The organism is Sphingopyxis sp. (assembly GCF_040216815.1).
Classification (GTDB): Bacteria; Pseudomonadota; Alphaproteobacteria; order Sphingomonadales; family Sphingomonadaceae; genus Sphingopyxis.
Map to the genome: position 1 here is coordinate 167,727 of NZ_JAVJOJ010000009.1, position 20,838 is coordinate 188,564.

Annotated in this window: 26 protein-coding genes; 17 read left to right on the plus strand and 9 right to left on the minus strand. The window is 65.3% G+C overall.

The features are described 5' to 3' along the window. Positions 1 to 41: 41 nt before the first annotated feature. The 4 genes from rpsI to RIA72_RS11335 form a co-directional block, all read right to left on the minus strand. A complete protein-coding gene (rpsI, locus tag RIA72_RS11320) occupies positions 42 to 539 on the minus strand; it encodes a 30S ribosomal protein S9 (RefSeq protein WP_350032163.1) in 498 nt (165 codons plus the stop codon). After that, a complete protein-coding gene (gene rplM / locus RIA72_RS11325; protein ID WP_350032164.1) occupies positions 539 to 1,018 on the minus strand; it encodes a 50S ribosomal protein L13 in 480 nt (159 codons plus the stop codon). Before rplM ends, rpsI begins: the two co-directional genes overlap by 1 nt. Before the next feature lie 168 nt (positions 1,019 to 1,186). After that, complete coding sequence (locus RIA72_RS11330) at positions 1,187 to 1,948, minus strand: hypothetical protein (RefSeq protein ID WP_350032165.1); 762 nt, start codon at positions 1,946 to 1,948, stop codon at positions 1,187 to 1,189. Between the two features lie 29 nt (positions 1,949 to 1,977). After that, on the minus strand, positions 1,978 to 3,030 hold the full coding sequence (locus RIA72_RS11335) for a COX15/CtaA family protein (RefSeq protein ID WP_350032166.1): 1,053 nt from the start codon (positions 3,028 to 3,030) through the stop codon (positions 1,978 to 1,980). A gap of 103 nt (positions 3,031 to 3,133) precedes the next feature. On the opposite strand from RIA72_RS11335, the gene RIA72_RS11340 reads away from it, so the two are divergent. The 6 genes from RIA72_RS11340 (at position 3,134) to galU (ending at position 8,059) form a co-directional block, all read left to right on the plus strand. Continuing rightward, on the plus strand, positions 3,134 to 4,126 hold the full coding sequence (locus RIA72_RS11340; RefSeq protein ID WP_350032167.1) for a M48 family metallopeptidase: 993 nt from the start codon (positions 3,134 to 3,136) through the stop codon (positions 4,124 to 4,126). Between the two features lie 55 nt (positions 4,127 to 4,181). Continuing rightward, complete coding sequence (gene msrA, locus RIA72_RS11345) at positions 4,182 to 4,715, plus strand: peptide-methionine (S)-S-oxide reductase MsrA (protein ID WP_350032168.1); 534 nt, start codon at positions 4,182 to 4,184, stop codon at positions 4,713 to 4,715. A gap of 131 nt (positions 4,716 to 4,846) precedes the next feature. After that, a complete protein-coding gene (gene yfiR / locus RIA72_RS11350) occupies positions 4,847 to 5,380 on the plus strand; it encodes a regulatory sequestration protein YfiR (protein ID WP_350032169.1) in 534 nt (177 codons plus the stop codon). After that, positions 5,377 to 6,603 carry a diguanylate cyclase DgcN/YfiN gene (gene dgcN, locus RIA72_RS11355; RefSeq protein WP_350032170.1) on the plus strand — a complete coding sequence of 409 codons (1,227 nt, stop codon included), beginning with the start codon at positions 5,377 to 5,379 and terminating at the stop codon, positions 6,601 to 6,603. The genes yfiR and dgcN overlap by 4 nt, the downstream gene beginning before the upstream one ends. An 18-nt stretch (positions 6,604 to 6,621) precedes the next feature. Then, on the plus strand, positions 6,622 to 7,134 hold the full coding sequence (gene yfiB, locus RIA72_RS11360; protein WP_350032171.1) for an outer membrane lipoprotein YfiB: 513 nt from the start codon (positions 6,622 to 6,624) through the stop codon (positions 7,132 to 7,134). 61 nt (positions 7,135 to 7,195) lie between these two features. Then, on the plus strand, positions 7,196 to 8,059 hold the full coding sequence (gene galU, locus RIA72_RS11365; protein ID WP_350032172.1) for a UTP--glucose-1-phosphate uridylyltransferase GalU: 864 nt from the start codon (positions 7,196 to 7,198) through the stop codon (positions 8,057 to 8,059). A 37-nt stretch (positions 8,060 to 8,096) separates the two neighbouring features. Here galU and aqpZ read toward each other — a convergent pair whose 3' ends face one another. Next, on the minus strand, positions 8,097 to 8,822 hold the full coding sequence (gene aqpZ, locus RIA72_RS11370) for an aquaporin Z (protein WP_350032173.1): 726 nt from the start codon (positions 8,820 to 8,822) through the stop codon (positions 8,097 to 8,099). A gap of 98 nt (positions 8,823 to 8,920) precedes the next feature. After that, the gene (locus RIA72_RS11375) at positions 8,921 to 10,207 is read right to left on the minus strand and encodes a methyl-accepting chemotaxis protein (RefSeq protein ID WP_350032174.1); all 1,287 of its coding nucleotides are present in this window, start codon (positions 10,205 to 10,207) and stop codon (positions 8,921 to 8,923) included. A gap of 176 nt (positions 10,208 to 10,383) precedes the next feature. Between RIA72_RS11375 and RIA72_RS11380 the strand changes: the two genes are divergently transcribed. Continuing rightward, positions 10,384 to 10,692 carry a hypothetical protein gene (locus RIA72_RS11380; RefSeq protein WP_350032175.1) on the plus strand — a complete coding sequence of 103 codons (309 nt, stop codon included), beginning with the start codon at positions 10,384 to 10,386 and terminating at the stop codon, positions 10,690 to 10,692. 22 nt (positions 10,693 to 10,714) lie between these two features. On the opposite strand, the gene RIA72_RS11385 is transcribed toward RIA72_RS11380, so the two are convergent. Beyond that, positions 10,715 to 11,383: a S24 family peptidase gene (locus RIA72_RS11385; RefSeq protein ID WP_350032176.1), complete on the minus strand. Its 669-nt coding sequence runs from the start codon at positions 11,381 to 11,383 to the stop codon at positions 10,715 to 10,717. Between the two features lie 136 nt (positions 11,384 to 11,519). Here RIA72_RS11385 and RIA72_RS11390 point away from each other — a divergent pair, with 136 nt between their 5' ends. Both RIA72_RS11390 and RIA72_RS11395 read left to right on the plus strand, forming a co-directional pair. Further along, on the plus strand, positions 11,520 to 11,735 hold the full coding sequence (locus RIA72_RS11390) for a hypothetical protein (protein ID WP_350032177.1): 216 nt from the start codon (positions 11,520 to 11,522) through the stop codon (positions 11,733 to 11,735). Next, positions 11,735 to 12,064: a hypothetical protein gene (locus tag RIA72_RS11395; protein WP_350032814.1), complete on the plus strand. Its 330-nt coding sequence runs from the start codon at positions 11,735 to 11,737 to the stop codon at positions 12,062 to 12,064. The genes RIA72_RS11390 and RIA72_RS11395 overlap by 1 nt, the downstream gene beginning before the upstream one ends. On the opposite strand, the gene RIA72_RS11400 is transcribed toward RIA72_RS11395, so the two are convergent. Continuing rightward, positions 12,061 to 12,870 carry a hypothetical protein gene (locus RIA72_RS11400; RefSeq protein WP_350032178.1) on the minus strand — a complete coding sequence of 270 codons (810 nt, stop codon included), beginning with the start codon at positions 12,868 to 12,870 and terminating at the stop codon, positions 12,061 to 12,063. The two genes, RIA72_RS11395 and RIA72_RS11400, sit on opposite strands and share 4 nt — an antisense overlap. A 53-nt stretch (positions 12,871 to 12,923) precedes the next feature. After that, positions 12,924 to 14,129, minus strand: coding sequence for a TIGR04063 family PEP-CTERM/XrtA system glycosyltransferase (locus RIA72_RS11405; protein WP_350032179.1), 1,206 nt, complete (start codon positions 14,127 to 14,129; stop codon positions 12,924 to 12,926). A 66-nt stretch (positions 14,130 to 14,195) separates the two neighbouring features. On the opposite strand from RIA72_RS11405, the gene RIA72_RS11410 reads away from it, so the two are divergent. From RIA72_RS11410 to RIA72_RS11445, 8 genes are all read left to right on the plus strand, one after another. Then, on the plus strand, positions 14,196 to 14,360 hold the full coding sequence (locus RIA72_RS11410) for a hypothetical protein (RefSeq protein ID WP_350032180.1): 165 nt from the start codon (positions 14,196 to 14,198) through the stop codon (positions 14,358 to 14,360). Then, positions 14,353 to 15,735, plus strand: coding sequence for a putative O-glycosylation ligase, exosortase A system-associated (locus tag RIA72_RS11415; RefSeq protein ID WP_350032181.1), 1,383 nt, complete (start codon positions 14,353 to 14,355; stop codon positions 15,733 to 15,735). The genes RIA72_RS11410 and RIA72_RS11415 overlap by 8 nt, the downstream gene beginning before the upstream one ends. A 53-nt stretch (positions 15,736 to 15,788) precedes the next feature. Then, positions 15,789 to 16,799: a DNA topoisomerase IB gene (locus RIA72_RS11420; protein ID WP_350032182.1), complete on the plus strand. Its 1,011-nt coding sequence runs from the start codon at positions 15,789 to 15,791 to the stop codon at positions 16,797 to 16,799. Between the two features lie 128 nt (positions 16,800 to 16,927). After that, entirely contained in the window at positions 16,928 to 18,037 is a 1,110-nt protein-coding gene (locus tag RIA72_RS11425; protein WP_502957963.1) for a mechanosensitive ion channel family protein, read from the plus strand. A gap of 94 nt (positions 18,038 to 18,131) precedes the next feature. Next, positions 18,132 to 18,590, plus strand: a complete 459-nt coding sequence (locus RIA72_RS11430) for a MaoC family dehydratase (RefSeq protein ID WP_350032184.1) — start codon at positions 18,132 to 18,134, stop codon at positions 18,588 to 18,590. 64 nt (positions 18,591 to 18,654) lie between these two features. Further along, positions 18,655 to 19,836, plus strand: a complete 1,182-nt coding sequence (locus tag RIA72_RS11435) for an acetyl-CoA C-acyltransferase (RefSeq protein WP_350032185.1) — start codon at positions 18,655 to 18,657, stop codon at positions 19,834 to 19,836. Position 19,837: 1 nt separating this feature from the next. Beyond that, positions 19,838 to 20,422, plus strand: coding sequence for a carboxymuconolactone decarboxylase family protein (locus RIA72_RS11440; RefSeq protein ID WP_350032186.1), 585 nt, complete (start codon positions 19,838 to 19,840; stop codon positions 20,420 to 20,422). An 18-nt stretch (positions 20,423 to 20,440) separates the two neighbouring features. Further along, complete coding sequence (locus RIA72_RS11445; protein WP_350032187.1) at positions 20,441 to 20,731, plus strand: putative quinol monooxygenase; 291 nt, start codon at positions 20,441 to 20,443, stop codon at positions 20,729 to 20,731. Positions 20,732 to 20,838 lie beyond the last annotated feature (107 nt).

Sequence of the window (20,838 nt, forward strand, 5' to 3'; positions counted from 1 at the left end):
GATACGACCGGGCTTGGACAAGCCCGGTCGTATCGATTGTATTAACGCTTCGAGAACTGGAAGCTGCGGCGGGCCTTGGCCTTGCCGTATTTCTTACGCTCGACCGCGCGGCTGTCGCGGGTCAGGAAGCCCGCCGCCTTGACCGGGCTGCGCAGCGCCGGTTCGAAGCGGGTAAGCGCCTGGGCAATGCCGTGCAGCACGGCGCCCGCCTGACCCGACAGGCCGCCGCCCTTGACCGTCGCGACGACGTCATACTGGCCAACGCGATCGGTCAGGCCGAAGGGCTGGTTGATGACGAGGCGCAGCGTCGGGCGCGCGAAATAGACTTCCTGATCGCGGCCGTTGACGGTGATCTTGCCCGTGCCGGGCTTGACCCACACGCGCGCGACGGCGTCCTTGCGGCGGCCGGTCGCATAGGCGCGACCCTGCTTGTCGACCTGCTTTTCGCGGAGCGGAGCGGCCGGGGTAGCCGGAGCGACGGTGCCTTCGACGGCGCCGGCGAGATCCTTGAGATCGGTCATGGTCTGTTCGTCAGCCATTATGCACCCACCTTGTTCTTGCGGTTCATCGACGCGATGTCGATCACTTCGGGGTTCTGCCCTTCGTGCGGATGTTCGGCGCCGGCGAAGATACGCAGGTTGCGCATCTGCTGGCGGCCAAGGGGGCCGCGCGGGATCATGCGTTCGACGGCCTTTTCCAGCACGCGCTCGGGGAAACGGCCTTCAAGGATCTTCGCCGGGCTGGTTTCCTTGATGCCGCCGGCATAGCCCGTGTGCTTGTAATAGCGCTTGTCGGCCATCTTCTTGCCGGTGAAGGCCACCTTGTCGGCGTTGATGACGATGACATTGTCACCGCAATCGACGTGCGGCGTGAACGACGGCTTGTGCTTGCCGCGCAGGATGTTGGCGATGATCGTCGCGACGCGGCCCACGACGAGACCGTCGGCGTCGATCAGCACCCATTTCTTTTCGACCGTCGCGGCGTTCGCCGACTGGGTCGTCTTGGTCAGCGCCTTCATGGCACGCTCCTTGACAGATATGGACCGGAGCACGAGCGCCCCGAAACAAAGGGCGCCGCCAATCCGCGATGGACGAGGCGGCGCTTCGGAGCGGGCCAATGACGCCGAACATGCCAAAAGTCAAGCACAGCGCGGCTTTGCTGACGGGTATTATGATACCCTGGACGATCAGGCGGGCGGCTCGATGGCGCGAACGCGCTCTTCGACAAGCGTACGCCCCTCCTCCCCCGTATCGACGAGCCAGCTCTGCCGCTGCTCGCGGACAACCAGCCCGGTCGCGGTATCGACTGTCCAGATATGGTCGGTGGCCAGCGCGCGGTCGGCGCCACCGACCGCCATCGACGCGCGCTCGGTCTTCGCGACGATCCGCGTCGCGCCATCGTGCCGTATCGAGGCATCGGCGCCAGGACGGGAGGGAATTTCGCGCATCGTCGCCGCCAGCAAAGCCCGAATATCGGCGCTCGCCAGCCGGTCGCGTTCGGCAGGCGGCAACGCGGCCACCAGCTTCGCAAGCTGTTGCGCCTCCGCGCGCTTGCCCTCGGCGCCCGCCGCCTCGATCCGTCCCAATGCCCGTTCCCACAGGCGATCGGGATCGATCAGGTCGATCCGGCTACCGTCCACGGCGACCATATAAGCCATGGATTCGTCCACCAGCGGTTCGAGCATCATCGTCAACGCGCGCATAACGGCTGGCGGCGCGTCCGAATCGATCCGCCGGAGCACCGCGTCGAGCCGATAACCGCGCCCCGCGCGCTGCCATTGCAGGTCATAGGTGATCGCAAAGTTGATAAGCGCCCCGTCGCGGCCGATCCGCCGTGTCGTGACGCGATAGCGCATCGGCCGACCGAGCGGCGGCGCGAACTGAATGTCGGAAGCCGAAGCTATCGGCGCTTCGCCTGCGACAGCGGCGGGCAAGGCCGGAGCTGCCAACAGCAAAGCGCCAAGGCTGGCCCCCAGCATCACGCCTCGCGGCGGCCCAGGCGGTGCAGCCCCGCCGCCGCCACGGCGACAAGGATCGCGCCGACGACCTGGTGCATCACCGCGACCCACATCGACACGCCCGACACGACCGTCCAGATACCGAGCAGCATTTGCACGGCGACGACCGCAACCAGATAAGCCGCTTCGCGCCGCGCGCCGCGCCGCGCCAACGCACGCGCAAGCAACAGCAGGACGACGGCGGCGGCCCACGACCACCAGCGGTGGAGGAAGTGGATAAGGAAAGGGTCGTTGGTGAGCGCCAGCCATGCGCCGCCGCTCCAATCGATCCCCTCGGGCACGAAATGATCGTTCATCATCGGCCAGCTGCTCGATACATAGCCGGCGTTCAGTCCGGCGACCCATGCGCCGAGTAGCAGCTGGACGAACAGGATCGCAACCACGCCCATCGCAGCGCCCGTCAACCGCGCCGGCCGCGCGGCCGGATCGCGGGCGAGCGCGCCCAGGTCACGCGCGGTCCATACCAGCCCGGCGAGCAGGAACAGCGCGGTCAGCAGATGCGCCGCAAGGCGATAATGGCTGACGTCGGTGCGATATTCGAGCCCAGATGCCACCATCCACCACCCGATCGCCCCCTGCAAGCCGACAAGCGCGGTCAGCGCGAACAGCCGCCAGCCATAACCCGCGGGAATGACGCGGCGCCAAGCATAAAAGGCAAAGGGAAGGACGAGCGCCATGCCAACAAGGCGGCCCAGAATCCGATGCAGCCACTCCCAGAAAAAGATCGCTTTGAACCCCGCCAGCGTCATGCCGAGGTTGATCTCCTTATATTCGGGAATCTGCTTGTATTTCTCGAACTCCTTGACCCAGTCGGCTTCATTGAGCGGCGGCAACACCCCCGACACGGGGCGCCATTCGGTGATCGAAAGCCCCGATTCGGTCAGCCGGGTGATGCCGCCGACCCCGACCACGACAATTACGAGCAGCGCCACTGCCCACAGCCAGCGCGCCAATGCGCGCGGACGCGCAGCGGTCGAGGGAGACGATGGAGAATGGGCCGGGTCATGGGTCATCGCCGCCCTATCGGCGCTTGTCCGTCGATAGGCAAGAGGCTGGCAAGCGCCGGATGTTCCCGAAATTCATGGTCGCGACAGCCGCCGCTTGATAAGCGGCCCCATGCCGCGCCGCATCCGACCGATCCTTGCCCTTCTCGCGCTCCTTGCGCCGCCGTTCGCCTCCGCAGCGCCGAACGCCGCCCCCTCCCCTTACGCGGCGCTGGCCGCGACCGAAGCACGCGTCGCGGCGATCGGTTTCCGGCTCACCACCGCCAACGCGGCCTGGTGTCCGGTCCGGCAAGCGCAGATGGGCATCATCTGGGGCGACCGCCGCCTCTATGACGAGCAGCAATGGGAATCCGCCCGCGCTGCTTATGAAACCGGCGCGTTCGACACCAGCTTTGTGGCGGCCGCGGCCCCCGGCTCCCCGGCCGGCCGGTCCGGCTTGAAAAAGGGCGACGCGATCGCATGGGTCGACTTCCGACCACTCGATGAGGGAGACGGAAGCGATCCTTTCGGCCGAATTGCGGCGCTGGAGCGGCTGCTGGCGGCGCGAAGTGCCGATGCAAAGATCATGATCGGCTTGACCGACGGACGGACAATTCCGCTCCGCATGGTTCCCGGCTGCGTCAGCGATTTCCGCGTCGAGCCCAAGGAAAAGCCCGGTGCAGTCGCCGACGGACGGTTGGTGCTGATCAATCAGGGCCTCGCCGATTTTACGGCAGACGATAACGAACTTGCCGCCGCCATCGCGCACGAACTCGCGCACAACATCCTCCGCCACCGCGAACGGCTCGACGCAGTGGGGGTCGATCGCGGGCTGGGCAAACAATTCGGACGGAGCGCCCGGCTGTTTCGCCAGACCGAAATCGAGGCCGACCGCCTCTCGGTCTGGCTGCTGGCGGGCGCCGATTATGACCCCGCCGCCGCAGCGCGCTTCTGGTCCAAGTTCGGGCAGCGCAGCGGACGGCCGTTATTTCAGGCCGGCACCCACCCCGGCTGGCGCGACCGCGTCAAGGCGCTGGAGGCCGAAGCCGCCACGATCGCGGCCGCACGCGCGGCCGGCCAACCGCTGCGCCCGCCGCTGGTCGACGCACCGCCGCCCTTGGAATAGGCGGGCAGCCACCCTATTTCGGCGCCATCCCGTTTCCCCTGAAAGGATCGACCCCATGACCCGTGAAACCGCCATTTTCGCCGGAGGCTGCTTCTGGTGCACCGAAGCGGTGTTCCAGTCGCTCGCGGGAGTCGAGGGGGTCGAAAGCGGCTATATCGGCGGAACCGTCGCCAACCCGACCTACAAGCAGGTATGCGGCGGCGACACGGGCCATGCCGAGGCGATCCGCATCACATTCGACCCCGCGGTAATCAGCTATGACGATCTGCTCGACGTGTTTTTCGCAACCCACGATCCGACGCAGCTCAACCGCCAGGGCAATGACGTCGGCACGCAATATCGCAGTGCGATCTTTCCCCTCGATGACGCGCAGGCCGCAGCCGCGCGTGCGGGTATCGAGCGCGCCGCGCCCGAATGGCCGGCGCCGATCGTCACGACGATCGAAAACGCATCCCCATGGTATCCGGCCGAGGATTATCATCAGGCCTATTGGGAGGGCGAGGGCCAGCGCAATCCCTATTGCATGGCCGTGATCCCGCCCAAGCTTGCCAAGCTGCGCAAGGGATTCGCGGCGCGTATTCGCAGCTGATCACGGGCGGCCTCGACTGTTGTATTATGGTCGCACGACGTCAGTTTTCATTGACTTTCCAGTCGTTTTGACTAGCGGACGCGCCTTTGCCGGGGCAGGATGACCCCGAAACGCTGTGGGGGCACTATATAGTGCTGACATCATTGTTGCTGATCGGCGCGGTTTCGACCACGCCCCAGATGGCGGCTCACGCAGCCACGCAGTCGCTCGTCGGGGACGGCGGGACGACACAGGCGGTCAACCGCATGGTGGGGGGGATCGCCAGCTATGCCCGCTGGCCCAGCGGAACGCCCGCAACGAGCCGCCATATGTGCGTCGTCGGCACCCCGCGGCTGGCGCAGCGCATGGCGCCCGACACGCCCGGCCGCGGTTCGATTTCGGTAAGCTATATCGCGGCATCGGCGGTCGATCCCGATTGCGACATATTGTTTCTCGGCCGGATGCCGGTCGCCGACCGGCGCCAGCTGATCGCCTGGGTGCGCGGGCGCCCCGTGCTGACGATCACCGACGACGACGCGGCCTGCGTCTATGGCGCGATGTTCTGCCTCGGCAGCCGTGCGGCGAGCCTCAGCTTCTCGGTCAATCTCGACGCGATCGCGCGCGGCCCGCTGAAGATCGATCCCCGCGTGCTGCGCATCGGGACCGATCAGGAGGGCGCGCGATGAGCGGTCCCGACCAGCGCCGACCCGTCGAACGCATCGGCTCGCGCACCACATTGCAAAAGCTGTTGTCGCGGTTCCATTTCGGAATCACATTGTTCGCGGTGGCGCTTTCGGGGCTGACGATCCTGCTTGCGGGCGTCACTGCGCTTCGCGGTTATGCCGACCGCAACATGGAGTTGGCGGCCCAACTCGGTGCCTATGGCGTCGAGCCCGCGCTCGTCTTCAACGATCCCGTCGCCGCACGCGAAGGGATCGAGCCGTTGACGCGCATCCCCGGCATCGCGCGACTGCGCGTGCTCAACGACGTGGGCAGACCGGTCATCGAATGGAGCTCTCCTGCCGGAGATCCCTCGCCCCTCCTCAGCCGCGCTTTTTTTGCGCGCCCCTTCGCCGTCACCGTCCGGCGCAACGGATCGGCGATCGGCACCGTCGAAGTGTGGGGCGACAGTACCACCTTGATCGATTACGTCCGCCTCGGCCTGCTCGCCGGGCTGGGCTGTTTGCTGATTACCGCATTGGGAACGATCTTCCTTGCGCGCCGATTCGAATATGAGCTGGTCAAGCCACTGGGCGAGATCGCAACCGTCGCGCACGACGTCCGCCTCCACCGCCGCTTCGACAAGCGGGTGAAACCGCTGGGCATCGCCGAACTCGACCGGCTGGGCGGCGATATCAATGCACTGCTCGACGAACTGCAAGGCTGGCAGGGGCATATGGAAAGCGAAAGGGCGATGCTCGCGCACCGCGCATCGCACGATCCGCTGACCGCGCTGCCCAACCGCGCCGCGTTCGACGAACAGCTTGCACTGCGTGTCGGCGCGGCAAAGGCGCAGGGCGGCCGTTTTGCCTTGCTGTTCATCGATGCCGATAATTTCAAGGCGGCGAACGACAATTTCGGCCATGCCGCGGGCGATGCCGTGCTCGTCGCCTTGTCAGCCTGCATCAACGGTACATTGCGCAAGGGCGACTTTGCCGCGCGTATCGGAGGCGACGAGTTTGTCGTCCTCATCGACCCGCTCGAAGCCGACGCCGTCCCCGCCGATCTCGCGAACCGGCTCCGTACCTGCATCGCGGACCCCATCGTGCTGCCCGACGGCGAATCCTATCGCGCGTCGGTCAGCATCGGTGTCGCCATCTATCCCGATGACGGTGGCGACGCCACGGCGCTGCTCACCGCCGCCGACAGCGCCATGTATGTCGAAAAGCTGACCCACCGTTCCCGATAACACTGCGGAGAAACCCCCATGACCGTCGCCGCTATCCAATCACTACGCATTCTGATGCTGACCGCATTCGCCACGCTGCTTACCGCATGCCAAAGCCTGCCCGCGCCCACCGGCTTGTCGGCCGAGCAGGTTGCGGTGCTGAAAGACGAAGGTTTTGTCGAAACCGCGCTGGGTTGGGAACTCAGCATGCCCGAACGGCTGCTGTTCGCAACCAACGAAAGCGTCCTGCCCGCGACGCAGGGAGAGCGGCTGCGCCAGGTCGCCGCACGGCTTGTTTCGGTCGGCATCACAACGGCGCGGATCGAAGGCCACACCGATTCGACCGGAAGCGCGGCCTATAATCTGACGCTGTCCCAAGCCCGCGCGGAAGCCGTGTCCACCCCGATGCGTGCGGGTGGCATGCAGTTTGCCCCCGACCAGATCGTCGGCCGCGGGGAAACATTGCCGCTCTCGAGCAACGACACGCCCGAAGGACGCCAGGACAACCGGCGCGTGGTCGTCATCGTCACGCCGATGCCGGCGTCGCAATAAGGCGCCGCCGGCATCGGCCAGCCCTTTTCCTCTTCCCCGTTCGTCGTTAGGCCCTGCGTTTATGAAACCGATCCGCAAAGCCGTCTTTCCCGTCGCCGGCCTCGGCACGCGCTTCCTGCCCGCGACCAAGGCGATTCCAAAGGAAATGCTGCCGATCGTCGACCGGCCGCTCATCCAATATGCGGTGGACGAGGCGCGCGAGGCCGGGATCGAACAGATGATCTTTGTCACCGGCCGCGGCAAGAGCGCGATCGAGGACCATTTCGACATCGCCTTCGAGCTTGAAAAGACGATGTCCGAACGCGGCAAGGATCTGTCGGTGCTGGCGCCGACACGGCTTGGCCCCGGCAATTGCGCCTATGTCCGTCAGCAGGAGCCGATGGGGCTGGGTCATGCAATATGGTGCGCGCGCGACATCGTGGGCGACGAACCCTTTGCGATCTTCCTGCCCGACGAATTCATGCACGGCACCCCCGGCTGCATGAAGCAGATGGTCGACGCCTATGCGCGCGTCGGCGGCAACCTCATCTCCGTGCTCGAAGTACCGCACGAACAGGTATCGAGCTATGGTGTGATCGCCCCCGGCAAGCGCGACGGCGCACTCACCGAAGTCAAGGGCCTGGTCGAAAAGCCGCCGGTCGACGAAGCGCCGTCAAACCTCATCATCTCGGGCCGCTACATCCTCCAGCCCGAAGTGATGCGGGTGCTCGAACGCCAGGGGAAAGGCGCCGGCGGCGAAATCCAGCTCACCGATGCGATGGCGGCGATGATCGGCGCCCAGCCCTTCCATGCCGTGACCTTCGATGGCGCGCGCTATGACTGCGGATCGAAGGCCGGTTATATCCAGGCCAATCTGGCGGTCGCGCTCGAACGTCCGGACATGGCGGCGGACGTGCGCGCCTTTGCCATCGACCTGCTGAAATAGGCGCGGCGGAGGCGTTGCGCCCCCGCCCGTCCGCCGCTTATTCGCCTTCGATGTTCGGCTTGGGGAAACTGTCCGCGCCCAGCGTCTTGTACAGCACGCCGCCCACGATCCCGCCGACGATCGGCGCAACCCAGAAGAGCCACAATTGCTGGATCGCAAGCCCGCCGACGACAAGCGCGGGCCCGGTGCTGCGCGCCGGATTGACCGAGGTGTTCGTCACCGGGATCGAGATGAGGTGGATCAGCGTCAGCGCCAAACCGATCGCGATCGGGGCAAAGCCCGCAGGCGCACGCCCATCGGTCGACCCCATGATGATCCACAGGAAAAAGGCCGTGAGCACGATCTCGATGAGCACGCCCGACCAGATGTCGAAGCCGCCGGGCGACCCCTCGCCAAAGCCGTTGGCGGCGAGGCCGTTCGTGGCAAGATCATAGGCCGGGCTGCCGCTCGCGATATAAAAGAGCAGAAAGGCGGCGACGATCGCACCCAGCACCTGGGCGACGACATAGAGCGGAATATCGCGCGCGTCGAACCGCCCGCCCGCCCATAGCCCGACCGTCACCGCGGGGTTGAGATGGCATCCCGAAATATGGCCGATCGCATAGGCCATGGTTACAACGGTCAGGCCAAAGGCCAGCGACACACCGAGCAGGCCGATCCCGACATCTGGAAAACCCGCGGCGAGCACCGCACTGCCGCAACCGCCGAATACAAGCCAGAATGTACCGATAAATTCGGCCAAACCCTTTTGGATATTCGTCATGATGACCCTCCTCCCCGCCGGCGGCCCAGACGCCTCCGGCGCCCGGCGATCCTACCAGCGCTGCGCCGCCGGGCAAGCCCTTGCGAAAAGCGGTAAAATCAGGCCGCCGCCACCGCCTCGACGAAGTGACGCGCGCGCCGGTCGAGCGACAGCGCCGCCCCCGAAAGACCCGCCGACAATTGCCCAAGCGCCTGCGCGCCGTCGCCGACCGCGCTCGCGCCGCGGCCGATTTCCTGCACCCGCGTGTCGATCTCGCGACCCGCAACGACGGCTTGTTCGACATAGGATGCAATCGTCAGCGTCGTCGCGCTCTGCCCGTCGACCGCGCGGTCGATCGCATCCGAAAAGCCGTTGGTCGCATCGATCGCGCGTTCGACATCGGCAAAACCCGCCGACACCTGGCCGACAAGGTCGCGGACATGATCAACGTAGCGCGCGATGTCGCCCGCTGCGGCGCGCGTCTGTCCGGCGAGGATCTTGACCTCCGACGCCACGACCGCAAAGCCGCGTCCCGCATCGCCCGCGCGCGCAGCCTCGATCCCTGCGTTGAGCGCGAGCATGTTGGTGCGGCTCGCCATATCGATGATCAGCGCCAGCATCTGTTCGATCGACTGGCTCGCCGTTTTCAGCGCGCTCGCTCGCTCACTCGCTTGCCTGATCTTGTCGTGCGCGTCGCTGCGCACCGTCCGCGCCCTTGTGCTGTCCTCGACGATCCTGGCCATCGTCGCGGCAAGCGCGTGGCCGCGATCGCCCAGATCCTGCAAGCCGGCCAGCGTCTGCGCGGTCGCGCCCGCGACCGTTACCGCATCCCGGCCTGTCTGATGCGCCCGATGCGACAACTCGCCCGCCACCGCCTCGACCTGGCCCGCCATGTCCGACAGGCTGGCGGTCAGCGCCGCAATATCGCGCTGGAACGCGCGTCCCGCATCGTCGATCTGTGTCGCGCGCGCCGCGCGCTCCTGCGCCAGTTCAACCTCGCGCAGCATCGCCAGCCTGGCAAGCTGGCCGCCATCGAGCGTTTCTACGAAGCGCCCATCCCGGACCAGGATCAGATCCTGCCCGTCCGCAGCCTCCGCCGCGATCCGCAAGAGCTCGGTCGTCGATCGTTCGACATCGGCCGTGGGGCATTGTTCGATCATCGATGCAATCGAGCCGCCGATCGTCGGATTCTGCATCAGCGAGAACCAGAATGGGCAGAACAGCAGTTCGCGCACGCGCTGTTCGCGGATCACCCCGACCGGCCGATCGGCCGCATCAACGACGGCAAGCGTGCGCAGGCCGGGATGAGTGCGGAACTGGTCGATCACCTCCGACATATGCGCATCGACCCCGATCGCCGCCGCATGGCCCGACGTTGGCGAAAAGGCGTTGGCGATGGCATTCATGGGGTCGCGAAGCTCCGTCCAGTGGGTATTGGCGCGTCCTACGCCGCCGCAGTAAACAGGAATTTAACCATTTGTTTCAGTGATGTGACACCTGGGCCCCATCGCCCTGCGGTTCACCGCAATGGGCTGTTCAGCTCGAACCGATTATGCGATGGCCACCCGCCGCGAGGAGAGAGATGATGCGTGTCTTGATATTGCCCCTGTTCGTCGCTCCCCTGCTCGCAGGGTGCGTCAGCACCGTAAAGTCGGTCGTCACCGCGCCGGTCAAGGCGGTCGGTCAGGTCGCCGACTGGTCGACGACAAGCCAGGATGAAGCCGACCGCAACCGCGGCCGCGAACTGCGCAAGCGCGAGGAACAGATGGGCAAGCTGTCGCGTCAGCGCGACAAGGCGGCTGAAAAATGCCGCGACGGCGACGAAGAGCAATGCCGCCGCGCCGAAGTGCTCGACCATGAGATCGAAGCATTGATGACGGCGCCGCGATAGGGCTGCGCCGCAGGAAGCATCGTTACCGCACCCGCCGCCCCGTCCACACGACCCGCCCGACGAGCCGGATCGCCGACAGCGGCAGGTCGTCCCAGCTGCGGTAATGCGGATTGTCGCTGATCACCGACACGCGCCCCTGCCCCGGCGCGCGCGCGATGCGTTTCACCATCAGCACATCGTCCATGCGCAGCACATAGATGCCGTCGCGCAGCCGCGCGGCCGCATCGCCGCCGTCGACCAATATGTCGTCGCCATCGTCGAGCGTCGGCGCCATCGAATCGCCTTCGACCCGAATGATGCTGAGCGCACGCGGATCGGCGCCAAGGTCGCGCAGCCATTTGGGATCGAAGGCCACCTCGCCCTCGACCGGCTCGCCATCGATGCTCGCCCCGGCGCCCGCCGATGCGCCGATCGCAAGCTTGGGCACCAGGATCATCCCCGGCCCGCGCCCCCGCGCCGGCGTCGCGACACGCTGCACCGGCCCACCCAGCATCGCTTCGGAGATACCCAGATAGGCAGCGATGCGTGCGCGATCCTGTTCGGCGAGCCGCCGCGGCGAGCCGCGCTTGATATATTGCTGAATATAGGCGGGGTTGCGCCCGATCACCTGCGACAGGCGCGCGTAATCGACGCCCTTTTCGGACAACAGCCGGTCGAGCGCGGCGCGCGGGTCGTGAACGGGGTCGGTCATTGGGCGCTTCGTTCCGCTCCTTCCACTTTCTTCCTAGCAAGCGGATTTTTCCTAGACAAGTAGGAAATTGAGTACCAGATAGGAAATATCCTATTGGACGACTCGTCCGGTTTCGTGGACTCGCAGGGAGGATATGATGGAGCGCAGCCTGTTGCAGCAGATCGAGGCATTTCTGAAGGAAGCGGCGATGCCGCCGACGGTCTTTGGCCGCGCGGCGGTTCGCGATCCGCGGCTTGTCAGCGATCTACGCGGCGGCCGCGAACCCGGCATGCGCATGAAGAATCGCGTGGAACATTTCATGAACAAATGGCGAGCCGAGCACGCCCGCGAGTGCCGTGGAGTCGGGGCGTGATGCGCTGGTCGCCGGCCCGCCCGCCCCGCCCCGGCTGCCCGCACCGTCGCCTGTCGGTGCTATTGGCGCGCGAACTGCCGAAGGCCGTGGTTCCCGCCGCCTCGACCTTCCGCCCCTGGGCCAGCGCGAGCTTTATCGGCGCGCGGCATATCTTTCCCTGCCGGATCGAACCCGCCGCGGGCAGGACGGGAGCGATGCGCGCCGATCTTCAGCAGCGGCTGAGCGTCATCGAATGGCGGCTGCCCGGCCATATTGTCGCAGATGTCGTGGTGGAACGCAGCGACGATCCGCATTCACTCCGCATCGAGATTTTGACCGTAGAGGATTAGCCCGCCGATTGCCGAGTCATGCGCTGCAAGGTGCCGAGCGCGGCTTCGAGCGCGAAGTCGACCTCCGGCTCCTCGTCCTGCATCGCTTCGCCCGTGCCCGGCAACGCCCCCTGGGCGATGGCCATCTGACGGCGCCGCGCCAGCCCCGCCTCGAAACGCGCAACCATCGCACCGAGCGATTTGTCGGCCGGGTCGGGCGTCGGCGGGGGCATCGTGATTTCGGCGGGCTGGAGCCACGGCGGATCGGCGCCGAAGTCCTCTTCGGGCGCCAGGTCGGCCAGAACCAGTTCGGCCTCCTCCTCGCTCGCCGCGCCGCCGGCAAGGAGGGATTCGGGACGCGTGGTATCGAATCCGTCGAGCCCGCCCGCAGGCAGGTCGCGGCCCGCGCGGAGCGGCGGACGCGGCGGATCGTCGGGATGGAGGTCGACGCGGCGGCGCATCGGCGCCGGTGCATCCTCGTCGACGGCTGCGGCGCGGCGATGGAAGGGATTGCGCAACGACGACAGCCCCGCCGCCTCCGGCTTCGCGATCAACAGGGCGACGAAACCCGCGATCAGCGACGCGGCGGCCGCCATGCCAAACGCGAGCGCGAGGCGCCCGCCATTTCCGATTGGCGGAACGAAAAGGTCGGACAGGCGATCGAGATAGAGGTTCCAGCTGATCGCGCTGACCCATGCGAAGGGCATCAACGCGGCGAACAGAAAGGTGAGCGCAGCCGCACCGATCACCGCCGGTATCGCAGGCTGAAGCGCGCGCAGCAGCGCCCCCGCCGTCTTCTTCAACCGGTTTTCACTCGTTTCGTCCATATCGTCCCAAATCCATAGGCCCGCCGGGCCCTTATCGCGTCATACCGGCGGCATCAGTCGCCGCGCAGCAATCGCTGGTAAACCGGCTCATAACGTAAAATGTTTGATGACCAGTTACGATGGTTTTCGACAAAAATACGTGCGACACGCCGCCGATCTGGCCACATATCCCTGTTTTCCAACAATTTGTTAAGCGCATCGGCAATCGCCGGGGGGTCGTCGGGGGCGAAGAGGCAGCCGGTTTCGCCATCCTCGATCAGTTCGCGATGGCCGCCGACGTTCGACGCCGCGACCAGCTTGCCCTGCGCCATTGCCTCAAGCGGTTTCAGCGGCGTGACAAGGTCGGTAAGGCGCATCTTCTTGCGCGGGTAAGCAAGGACGTCGATCAGCGAATAATAACGCTCGACCTCGCCATGCGGCACCCGGCCGACGAAATGAATGTGCGACGACGCGGTCGAAGCCGCGGCCTGCGCCTTGAGCGCCGCTTCCATCGGCCCCCCGCCGACCAATAACAGGCCTGCCTTCGGCTGCGCCGCCACCAGCGCGGGCATCGCGGCGATCAGGTCGTCGATCCCCTCATAGTCGTAAAAGCTGCCGATATAGCCGATCACCGCATCGTCGGCGGCGATCCCCAGCGCAGCGGCAAGCGCATCGTCGCGCGGCGGCGGATCGCCGAACAGGTCCAAATCGACGCCATTGGGCGACACCGTAATCTTGGCAGGGTCGATCCCGCGCGCGATCAGGTCGCCGCGCAGCCCTTCGCAAATCACCGCGACCGCGTCTGCCGATCTGACCGCATGGGTCTCGACCGCTTTGGTGAGCCGGTAGCGCAGGCTCCCTTCGCGCCCGGTGCCATTTCCGACCGCCGCATCCTCCCAGAACGCCCGGATTTCATAGATGACCGGGATGCCTAGCCGCTTGCCGACGCGCAGCGCAGCAAGCCCGTCCAGCACCGGCGAATGGGCATGCAGAACATCGGGCCGCCATTGCTTCGCCAGCGCCTCGATCCGCCTGGCCAGCGCGCCGATTTCGCGCCATTCGCGGATCGGCGAGCGCGCGGACGCGATTGGCGGCGTGCGGTAAAAGGTCAATCCATCGATCGTCTCGCCGTCGGGCCCGGCTTCGGGATGACGCACGCCGGTTACGCCCGCGACCTCCCACCCCTTTGCAACCTGCGCCTTCATCAGTGCGCGGGTACGAAAGGTGTAGCCGCTGTGCGCGGGCAGGCTATGATCAAGAATGTGCAATATGCGGGTCATCGTGCAGGGCTTTGACAGACAAGGCTTAACGCGGCGTCAACCCCGATAGCCTAGGCGGCGTCCGATATGGTCGACAATTTTTCCATTGGTCTGACGCACTTGCTCATGGCGATCGCGCTATGGCGCCTGCTTTATCGCGACGACCTGGATCGCGAGGTGAGCCCGCGCCAGCTGTGGCAGCGCCGCCGCGACGCCGAACGCACCGCCGCGGACACCTCGTCCGATGCGTGACCTCGTCTTCGTCGCTTTCCTGTTCGCCTTCATCGGGGTCGGCTTTCGCAAGCCGTTCCTGTTCATCCTCTGCTTTTGCTACATCGACATCGTCGCACCACAGCGGCTGAGCTATTTCCTGATCAATTCGATTCCGATTTCGCTGATCGTGTTCGGGCTCGCCATCCTCGGCTGGCTGATCGCCGACGACAAAGGCGATACACGGTGGTCGGGTCGGCAAAGCCTGCTCGTCCTGATCCTCGGCTATTGCTGGCTCACGACGATTCAGGCCGATTTTCCGGTCGAGGCCGCCGACAAATGGAGCTGGGTGTGGAAAGCGTTGCTCTGGGCGATCTTCCTTCCGCTGACGCTCCGCACCAAGCTGCGCATAGAAGCGCTCGCGCTCATCATGCTGCTGTCGGCGGCCTCGATCGCGATCGCTGGCGGGATCAAAACCGCGGCGGGCGGTGGCGGTTACGGCACGCTTCAGCTGTTGCTCAACGAAAATTACGGGCTCTACGAAGGGTCGATCATGTCGACCGTCGGCATTGCGATCATCCCGCTGATCCTCTGGTACCGCCGCCACGGCACGATCTTTCCGCCCGACTGGCGCGTCTCGCTCTTTGCCTTCGCGCTGTGTTTCGCGTGCATGTTGCTGCCCGTGGGAACGCAGGCGCGCACCGGGCTTGTCTGCCTCGCGGTGCTCGCCGTCCTGTCGCTGCGCGCGGTCAAGCACCGTTTTCTCTATATCGCCGGGGCGGGGCTGCTCACCGTCGCGGCCATACCCTTTTTGCCGCAAAGCTTCACCGACCGGATGGAAACCATCCGCGACCACCGTGCCGACCAGTCGGCCTCCACCCGCGTCGCGGTGTGGCAGTGGACATGGGAATATGCCAAGGAGAACCCCTTTGGCGGCGGCTTCGAAGCCTATATCCAGAACAGCGTCCGCGTCGAACGGGCGGCGAGCGACTATGATCCCGACGCCCCGCAAGAAGCCGGACCGACGGTGTATGAAGAACATTCGCGCGCCTATCACTCCAGCTATTTCGAGATGCTGGGCGAACAGGGCTATCCGGGGCTCGCGCTCTGGCTGCTGCTCCACGCGATCAGCCTCGCCCGGATGGAGCAGCTCCGCCGCCGCTACCTCAAGACGCGCCGCGCCGAGGAACAATGGATCGCGCCGCTGGCGACCGCGCTCCAGCACGGCCATATCGTCTATATGGTCGGATCCCTGTTCGTCGGCATCGCCTTCCAGCCGTTCATCTATATGATGCTTGCGCTCGAAATCGGCCTGTCGACCTATTGCCGCCGCCGCGAGCTGGAGGCCGGGTGGCGTCCGCTGACCGCGCGCCCGGCTCAGGTCCCCGCGCGCCATGCGGCAGCAAGGCCGCAATAGCATTGCTGCTCGCGGAGCCGGAACCATCGGGCGCCTTGCCGCGCTATTCCTCCATGGCCGCCCCCCGCCTTATCCACGTCGACGACAGCCTGCCCGGCATTACGCGCGAGCGCTCCGCCGACGGCTGGCGGTATCGCGACGCCACGGGAAAGCTGATCCGCGATCGCGACGAGATCGACCGGCTGAACGCGATCGCATTGCCGCCCGCGTACGAGGATGCGTGGTTTTGCCCCGCCGCCAACGGCCATATTCTCGCGACGGGTTATGATGCGCGCGGGCGCAAGCAATATCGCTATCACCCCGAATTTCGCATGGCGCGCGAAGCCGACAAATATGATCGCTGCGCGGCCTTTGGCCACGCGCTGCCGCTGCTCCGCGCGCGGCTCGCCGACGACCTCAGGCGCCGCACGCTCTGCGCCGAACGCGTCGTTGCGGCGGTGGTGCGGCTGCTCGATCTCGCCGCGCTTCGGATCGGCAACGAGCAATATGTCGCCGCGAACAAAAGCTTCGGCGCCACAACGCTCCGCCAGCGCCACGCGCGCCTGTCGGGCCGGACGCTGCGCCTCAGCTATCGCGCCAAAGGCGGCGCAAAGCGCGAGGTGTCGATCAGCGACCGCAGCCTCGCGACCCTGGTGCGAAGGCTGCAGGATCTGCCGGGGCAGCATCTATTCCAATATGAGGATGCAGGCGAGCTTTGCGCGGTCGGATCGGACGAGGTAAACGCCTATATCCGCGCGGCGATGGGGGCGGATTTCAGCGCCAAGCATTTCCGCACCTGGTCGGCGAGCGTGGAGGCTTTCGCCTTTCTTTACGACGCCGACGAACCGCCAACGCTCAAGGCTTTGCTCGAACATGTCGCCGATCGGCTGGGCAACACGCCCGCCATCGCGCGCAAGGCCTATGTCCACCCCGCAATGATCGCTGCGGCGCAACTTCGCGGCGATTTTGCGGGAGCGGTGGGACAGCTGCCGCGCGCGACCAAATATCTTTCGCGTTACGAACGCGGATTTTTGACCTATCTGGAGCAGGTGCCCGACGCGGCCGCGCTGCTCCGCTCCGCCTGACCGTTCCCCGCAACAAGAGGATCGACGTGATTTTTCCGATATTCGCCGCAGCCCCCACCCAGACCGTTCCGAGCGAAGCCGCAAAGGCTGCTGCCGCCCCGGCCGCATCCCTCAGCCCTCTCGATGACCTGCGACACTGGTGGGACGCCAGCATCGCGTGGGTGAACGACCATTGGCTGCAGATCGGCATCGCGATTGCCGCGGGTCTGATCATCTATTTCTTGCTGTCGATGATCCGCACCTTCGCGCTGAAGCGTGCGCAGTCGGCGCCCGGACAATTCACGCTGACCGACATCGTCGGGCGGGTGATCCACAAGACGAAATCGCTGGTGCTTGCGATCATCTCGATCCGGCTCGTTGCAGGTTATGCGCAGCCGCCCGCGCTGGTGATGCAAATCATCCATTTCGCATTCACGGTGGCAGTGGTGATGCAGGCCGCGATCTGGGCGCGCGAAATCGTGCTTGGCCTGATCCAGCGCCGCGCGGCAGAGGGCCACAACGAAACGCTGAGCAATGCGATGGGGATCATTCGCCTGCTGATCAGCGTCGCGCTGTTCGCGGTCGCGGGGATCGTCATCCTCGATAATATGGGGGTCAATGTCACCGGCCTGGTCGCCGGCCTCGGCATCGGCGGCATCGCGATCGGCCTTGCCGCACAAGGCATTTTTTCCGACCTTTTCGCCTCGCTCTCGATCATCTTCGACCGGCCCTTCCGCGTCGGCGAGACGATCAAATATGATAACAGCATCGCGACGGTCGAAAAGATCGGGCTCAAGAGCACGCATCTGCGATCGATCAACGGCGAGCTGCTGGTGATCTCGAACACCAATCTGCTTGGCAAGGAGATCACCAACTACGCCAATCTGCACCGCCGCCGTGTCCAATATGCCATCGGCGTCGTCTATCAGACCACGCCCGAAATGCTGCGCGCGCTCCCCGCACTGCTCAAGGCACAAGTGGAAGGCGAAGGACATGAATTCGTGCGATCGAGCTTCATCGGGTTCGGCGCCTCCAGCCTCGATTTCGAGCTGGTCGTCGATGTCCACAGCGACGATTATAACGAAGTCATCGCCGCGCGGACCGAGATCGGCATTCGCCTGTTCGAAGAGATGACCGCCGCTGGATACGACTTTGCCTATCCGACCCAGACGACCTTCACCGCCGCCCCCGACGGGACGATGATTCTGCCCTATGCCGAAAGCGTCACGATGAAGACGCCCAAGCTCGCCAAGAACTGACGCTACGGCGGCGCGGGCGCGGGGCTTGGCCCTTGTGCAATGCGGCAAGAGAGGCCTAGAACGCGCCCCGAACCAGAAATTGAGGGGATCGAAAATGGCCACCATCACGCCGCAGGAGCTGCAAACCAGGGTCGGAGAGCATCTCGGCACGTCCGAGTGGGTGCTCGTCGATCAGGAGATGATCAACAAGTTCGCCGACGCGACGGGCGATCATCAGTTCATCCATATCGACGAGGAAAAGGCGAAGCTGACGCCCTTCGGCGGGACGATCGCGCACGGCTTCCTGACGCTTTCGCTGATCCCGATGCTGGGCGCGCGTACCGACGGGCCGAAGATCGAAGGCGTCAAGATGGGCGTCAACTATGGCGGCAACAAGGTGCGTTTCCTTGCCCCCGTCCGTTCGGGCAAGCGCGTTCGCAGCCATGTCAAACTGCTCGAACTCGACGAAAAGCGTCCCGGACAGTGGCAGCAGACCAACGAGATCACCGTCGAGATCGAGGACGAGGAAAAGCCCGCACTGATCGCCGAGTGGATTACGCAATTCTTCGTCTGAACAGGATTTGACCGGCGGACCTCCCCCGAAAAGACAACCGGAACCAAAAAGAAGGATCAACATCATGCGTGACGCAGTCATCGTTTCCACCGCCCGTACGCCGCTGACCAAAGCGGCGCGCGGTTCGTTCAACAACACCACTTCGCCGACGCTCGGCGCTTATTCGGTCGCCGCCGCGGTCGAGCGCGCCGGGGTCGAGGGCGGCGAGATCGACGACGTCCTGTTCGGCGCCGCGATGCAGCAGGGATCGCAGACGATGAACGTCGCGCGCCTGATCGGCCTTCGCGCCGGCCTGCCGGTGACGGTCCCCGGAATGTCGATCGACCGCCAGTGCTCGTCGGGCCTGATGACGATCGCGACCGCCGCGAAGCAGATCATCGTCGACCGCCAGGACGTCGTGGTCGCCGGCGGCGTCGAAAGCATCTCGAAAGTCAGCGGCAGCGGCAAGACTTTCTTCGAGGCCGACCAGGAATTGCTGGCCATGCACAAGGACATCTACATGCCGATGATCGGCACGGCGGAGGTCGTTGCGAAGCGCTATAATATCAGCCGCGAGGCGCAGGACGAATATTCGCTCCAGTCGCAGCAGCGCACGGCCGCCGCGCAGGCCGCGGGCAAGTTCACCGACGAGATCGTCCCCTGCAAGGCGACGATGGCGATCGTCGACAAGGAGACGAAGGAAGTTTCCTACAAGGATGTCGTCGCCGACCGCGACGAATGCAACCGTCCCGACACCACGCTCGAAGGGCTGGCCAGCCTCAAGCCGGTGATGGGCGAAGGCCATACGATCACCGCGGGTAACGCCAGCCAGCTGGCGGATGGGTCCTCGGCCTGCGTCGTGATGGAAGCGAAGCTCGCCGAAAAGCGCGGCCTGACCCCGCTCGGCCGCTATGTCGGCATGGCGGTGGCCGGCACCGAGCCCGACGAAATGGGGATCGGACCCGTTTTCGCCATCCCCAGGCTGCTCGAACGCTTCGAGCTCAAGATGGACGACATCGGCCTTTGGGAACTCAACGAGGCGTTCGCCGTGCAGGTGCTCTATTGCCGCGACAAGCTGGGCATTCCCGACGAGCTCTTGAACGTCAACGGCGGCTCGATCTCGATCGGCCACCCCTTCGGCATGACGGGCGCGCGCTGCGTCGGCCACGCGCTGATCGAGGGCAAGCGCCGCGGCGTCAAATATGCCGTCGTCACCATGTGCATCGGCGGCGGCCAAGGCGCGGCAGGTTTGTTCGAGGTCTTCTGATTTGCGCCTGGATAAACCGCGTATCGAGCCGGTCGATCTGGACCGGCTCGATACCGACCAGCGCGCCGCGCTCGAACCCTTCCTTGCTTCCGACGGCGGCAAGGTCGGGGGCGGCAAGATTCTCAACATCTTCCGCACGCTGGCCCATGCGCCAAAGGCGCTCACCGCCTTTCTCGGCTGGGGCAATTATATCCTGTCGCGCCGCAATGCGCTTTCACCCCGCGACCGCGAACTTGTCATTCTGCGCACCGGCTATAACTGCCGTTCGGGCTATGAATGGACCCAGCACAAGCGGATCGGGCTCGATTGCGGCCTGACCGACGAGGAGATCGCGCGGATCAAGGCCGGACCCGACGCTGCGGGTTGGAGCGACCTCGACGCGGCGATGCTGCGCGCGACCGACGAGCTTTGCACCGACCATTTCGTCACCGACGCCAGTTGGGCCGCGCTCGCGCCGCTTGGCGACAAGGGCCGCATGGACCTGGTGATGACGGTCGGGCAATATACGCAGGTATCGATGATCCTGAACAGCTTTGGCATTCAGGTCGAGGAAGGATGGGAGGTCGACCCCGATCTCAGAACCTGATGGCGAGAGGAGAGAGACATGAGCAGCATCGGCATCATCGCGACCCTGCGCGTGCAGCCCGGCAAGGAAGAAGCCTTTGAAGGCGTCTTCGCCGAACTGGCCGCCGCGGTGAGCGCAAACGAAACGGGCAACAGCTATTACAGGCTTTTTCGCACCGAGGAAGCGGGCGCCTACAAGGTCATGGAATGCTATGACAGCGAAGCCGCAGTCGAAGCCCATCGCGCGTCGGACCATTTCCGCACGCTGGGCGCCAAGCTCGGCCCTTGCCTTGCCGGAGCGCCGGAAATCGAGCGGTTAACGGCGGCTTGAGAGGTGGTTGCGGACGGCTGGTTCGGGTGATGGCGCCCCCCTTCCATCGTCATCCCGGCCTTCGCCGGGATGACGAATAATGGAAGGTCTGGAATCCACCCAAAAGC

Bases quoted from the DNA above. Each gene is read 5' to 3' on its own strand.
- RIA72_RS11405 (WP_350032179.1), bottom strand. From the start codon at position 14,129: ATGACCCGCATATTGCACATTCTTGATCATAGCCTGCCCGCGCACAGC.
- aqpZ (WP_350032173.1), bottom strand. From the start codon at position 8,822: ATGACGAATATCCAAAAGGGTTTGGCCGAATTTATCGGTACATTCTGG.
- RIA72_RS11385 (WP_350032176.1), bottom strand. From the start codon at position 11,383: ATGACCGACCCCGTTCACGACCCGCGCGCCGCGCTCGACCGGCTGTTG.
- RIA72_RS11430 (WP_350032184.1), top strand. From the start codon at position 18,132: ATGGCCACCATCACGCCGCAGGAGCTGCAAACCAGGGTCGGAGAGCAT.
- RIA72_RS11445 (WP_350032187.1), top strand. From the start codon at position 20,441: ATGAGCAGCATCGGCATCATCGCGACCCTGCGCGTGCAGCCCGGCAAG.
- msrA (WP_350032168.1), top strand. From the start codon at position 4,182: ATGACCCGTGAAACCGCCATTTTCGCCGGAGGCTGCTTCTGGTGCACC.
- RIA72_RS11340 (WP_350032167.1), top strand. From the start codon at position 3,134: ATGCCGCGCCGCATCCGACCGATCCTTGCCCTTCTCGCGCTCCTTGCG.
- rpsI (WP_350032163.1), bottom strand. From the start codon at position 539: ATGGCTGACGAACAGACCATGACCGATCTCAAGGATCTCGCCGGCGCC.
- RIA72_RS11375 (WP_350032174.1), bottom strand. From the start codon at position 10,207: ATGAATGCCATCGCCAACGCCTTTTCGCCAACGTCGGGCCATGCGGCG.
- RIA72_RS11410 (WP_350032180.1), top strand. From the start codon at position 14,196: ATGGTCGACAATTTTTCCATTGGTCTGACGCACTTGCTCATGGCGATC.
- RIA72_RS11335 (WP_350032166.1), bottom strand. From the start codon at position 3,030: ATGACCCATGACCCGGCCCATTCTCCATCGTCTCCCTCGACCGCTGCG.
- RIA72_RS11400 (WP_350032178.1), bottom strand. From the start codon at position 12,870: ATGGACGAAACGAGTGAAAACCGGTTGAAGAAGACGGCGGGGGCGCTG.
- RIA72_RS11420 (WP_350032182.1), top strand. From the start codon at position 15,789: ATGGCCGCCCCCCGCCTTATCCACGTCGACGACAGCCTGCCCGGCATT.
- RIA72_RS11380 (WP_350032175.1), top strand. From the start codon at position 10,384: ATGATGCGTGTCTTGATATTGCCCCTGTTCGTCGCTCCCCTGCTCGCA.
- RIA72_RS11415 (WP_350032181.1), top strand. From the start codon at position 14,353: ATGCGTGACCTCGTCTTCGTCGCTTTCCTGTTCGCCTTCATCGGGGTC.
- rplM (WP_350032164.1), bottom strand. From the start codon at position 1,018: ATGAAGGCGCTGACCAAGACGACCCAGTCGGCGAACGCCGCGACGGTC.
- RIA72_RS11435 (WP_350032185.1), top strand. From the start codon at position 18,655: ATGCGTGACGCAGTCATCGTTTCCACCGCCCGTACGCCGCTGACCAAA.
- galU (WP_350032172.1), top strand. From the start codon at position 7,196: ATGAAACCGATCCGCAAAGCCGTCTTTCCCGTCGCCGGCCTCGGCACG.
- yfiB (WP_350032171.1), top strand. From the start codon at position 6,622: ATGACCGTCGCCGCTATCCAATCACTACGCATTCTGATGCTGACCGCA.
- RIA72_RS11395 (WP_350032814.1), top strand. From the start codon at position 11,735: ATGCGCTGGTCGCCGGCCCGCCCGCCCCGCCCCGGCTGCCCGCACCGT.
- RIA72_RS11390 (WP_350032177.1), top strand. From the start codon at position 11,520: ATGGAGCGCAGCCTGTTGCAGCAGATCGAGGCATTTCTGAAGGAAGCG.
- dgcN (WP_350032170.1), top strand. From the start codon at position 5,377: ATGAGCGGTCCCGACCAGCGCCGACCCGTCGAACGCATCGGCTCGCGC.